This is a genomic window from Methanolobus sp. (assembly GCF_016278365.1).
In the GTDB taxonomy this organism is placed as follows: Archaea; Halobacteriota; Methanosarcinia; order Methanosarcinales; family Methanosarcinaceae; genus Methanolobus.
This window is the reverse complement of the sequence record NZ_JADQBZ010000017.1, coordinates 1-3,224: the sequence shown is the minus strand read 5'-3', so window position 1 is coordinate 3,224 and position 3,224 is coordinate 1. Positions and strand designations below refer to the sequence as shown.

The window sequence follows — 3,224 nt, the reverse complement described above, 5'->3', positions numbered from 1 at the left end:
CACTTGAGAAGGAAGTAGACACCATTGTCAACGGTGTCATGATGACAGTACGCGGGAAGCCAACAATACCCAAGAGCCCCTACGAGATCCTTGCAGCCAAGACCGAGACAAGGCTTATCAAAACTGCAGCAGCAATGGCTGGCAGACCTGGCATGGGCATATAGGGACCAGAGACTTCCCTGTCCGCTCAGGGAAATATCTCTGCTGACTGTGCCGGTGGCATGATTTGCAGTGACAGCCACGAGGTCTCACAGCTCAATGAGCTCAAGATCGACCTCGATGCAATAAGTGTGATGGCACACTATCAGGGTAACAGTAACATCATCATGGATGAGCAGATGCCCATCTTCGGTGGCTATGCCGGCGGTATAGAAGAGACTGCTATCGTTGATATCGCGACCCACCTCAATGCCTTTGTGATGAGCAATGCAACCTGGCACCTTGACGGTCCGGTGCACATCCGCTGGGGATCGACCAACACCAGGGAAACCCTGATGATCGCAGGCTGGACATGTGCAACCATCTCAGAGTTCACTGACATCCTCTCAGGCAACCAGTACTATCCATGTGCAGGCCCATGTACCGAGATGTGCCTGCTGGAAGCTTCAGCACAGGCCATCACTGACACTGCATCCGGCCGTGAGATCCTCTCAGGTGTCGCAGCAGCCAAGGGTGTTGTCCAGGACAAGACCACAGGTATGGAAGCCAGGATGATGGGACAGGCAGCCAAGGCAACCGCAGGCATGGAAATAGAAGAGGTCAACAGGATAATCGACAATCTCGTCAAGATGTACGAGAAGAACTATGCAACCGCACCTCAGGGTAAGACCTTCCAGGAATGTTATGATGTCAAGACCATAACACCAACTGAAGAATACGTCACGGTCTACGAGGGCGCACGCAAGAAGCTCGAGAACCTTGGACTGGTATTCTAAGACCAGAATTCGCTGTGATAAACAAGTTTATCACTTCCCTAACAGCCAGCGCTTAATCCACGCTGGCTACCCTCATTTTTAAGTGAATATATTCTTCTTTAAAAAGAAATTAGTCCTATAGAGAGTAGCTCTTAAAGGATTGATATTATTTCAAGCCATTCTTTCCGGGAAATGTCCCATTATTTCATAAGATACTTTTCTGTAAATGGATGTGTATTCCTCAGTAGGTTCGAGGTCGTACTCGGATCTTATCCTGTAACATTTGTCAAAGGTTTTCCCGGCAGGTGGGTTGTTCAGTTTATCCTCGTACCGTGAGTATATTTTGGCTACCAGGCGGTTGGCTTCTGAGAGTGACAGATGCGTTGCCATCTGGGCTATCTCGCCCATGAACCTGGATTCCAGGCCCGATGAGTGGTCAGGTACTCCTCCCCGTGCTCCTGTAGGTCCCATGAGAATATCCCTGCCGCAGACGGTATCTCCGATGGCCTGGGCAGCGGTCTCATAGAACATCATCTCGGTGCAGATACCGGCTGCGTTCCAGTAGTATCTTGCAGTATAATAATTCATGTTACGGGATATAGCAAGCGAGGCAAGGTTGGAAGCCCAGAGTATCTCTTTTGCAGAAGATGAGCCTGTCTCTGAATGCACAGCTCCGGAGCCATGAATGCTGGAGTGTGCAAGCACTTTTGACTGCAGGGTTTCGGCTACATCTATTATTGCCAGCCCTTCAGCCGAGCCAATACAGGGTCCTCCAAAGACCGGTACCTGGCCGGAAATATAGTGGTTGCCGTGCTCCTGGTGGAAAATGCATTTTGACAGGGTCTCGTAGTCGGTCTTCAGGTCATCCATATAGACCTCCTGGGGATCGGTACAGGAATAGAGCTCGTCAGAGGATACCAGCAGGTATGATGTCGGTAGTGTGGGTGTGCTGGGTCCCATCAGTGCCAGCCCTTCACGTCCACCAATCTTTGTGGCAAGCCTTTCGTTCCTTGCGGCTTTCAGGACTGCAAGCAGCTCCAGGGGGCTCTTTGGCCTGATATATTCCCCGCAGAACTGTTTCATTGCACCACTATAAATACCCTGGACTACATTTTCAAGTACTGCGCTCAGGTTTATGTAAAGGAAATTCTCTTCGGAGATGCTTCCTCCCATTGGTCCGCCGATAATCACAGGAGGAATGGATGCCATCGGATACCTGTGGGGTACGGTCACTTTTTCTTTCAGTCGGCCAATCTCCAGAGGGTTTGTTACATTAAGGGATTTCAGTATATCCTCTTCATCTATCTGGATTACCTTTCCTGTGCTTTTGCAGTATACTCCTACGGAATGCAAAAGTTCTATACCTGCTTCAAAAGTCGCATCTGCAAGTTCAAGGTCATCAGGTACGAAACTTTTCCCGTCATATTTTATATCATATTTCAAAGCAAGCTCTTCTGATTTTTTGAAAACCAGAAGATCATGCTGTTTTTCTGTCCTGTTAACTCCCTCAATTGCACTTTTGAGGTACTTATACATGTTTTGCATTTTGACACCTGATAATGAAAAAAGCACAGGATCTACTTTATGTAAATCCTTCTTTGTCTTTTCTTTTTCCACCTTTTTTAATTAATGTTTCGAGCGAGGTTATATATAGTTTTCTTCATCCATTCATGATAGTGAGTGTGAGTGTTGAATGAATTTTGTTTGCAGCCATTGTTTTTCTTAAAGATGGGATGTGACGTTTCTGGCCCGATAACAAACTAGATATATGTAAGCAAATGCACGTTTTCCTGTGCACAAATCTCTTGTAAATAACGTCCGATTCTAAAACTATTGTTGGTAATGGTTGAGTACTTATTTGGCAACAGAAATAATCTCTCAAATATTTTTCTACAAGGATATGATGGGTCATCTCTGATATATATAATTTGCTATCATAATAAAATCTATGAACTTATGAATAATTATTGTAAGAATATCCTATTTGTATATGTGCTATACTCTTTTTTATAGGTTGTTTCTTCTTTATTTTTACCGAAATAACGATATCTACTAACTATACTAATCACTATTTTTTCTGTTATTCCGTCAAAGGATACTAATCCTCATATTATGGTATTTATCGCTTGTGGTTTTCACTTGTAAGGAGGTTATATTTAAGCTTTTCCATATGGTTACCATAAAATATATAAGGCAGGAACCTGCATTTCCCCATGTACAATAACGATTTTACTAACAGGAGTCAAAACATGGTTGAATATACCCCCAAAGAACGATTGGCGCGTGCCCTTAAAGGGCAGCCTGTGGACA

The 3,224-nt window shown here is 45.0% G+C and carries 1 protein-coding gene and 1 pseudogene; one reads left to right on the top strand and one right to left on the bottom strand.

Translation table 11 applies throughout. The annotated features are described in order from the left end of the window. A pseudogene (locus tag QZZ22_RS13670) lies at positions 1-935 on the top strand (monomethylamine:corrinoid methyltransferase); the annotation flags it as partial. A 150-nt stretch (positions 936-1,085) separates the two neighbouring features. Here QZZ22_RS13670 and QZZ22_RS13665 read toward each other — a convergent pair. After that, positions 1,086-2,459, bottom strand: coding sequence for a monomethylamine:corrinoid methyltransferase (locus QZZ22_RS13665; protein ID WP_292465909.1), 1,374 nt, complete (start codon positions 2,457-2,459; stop codon positions 1,086-1,088). Between the last annotated feature and the right edge of the window lie 765 nt (positions 2,460-3,224).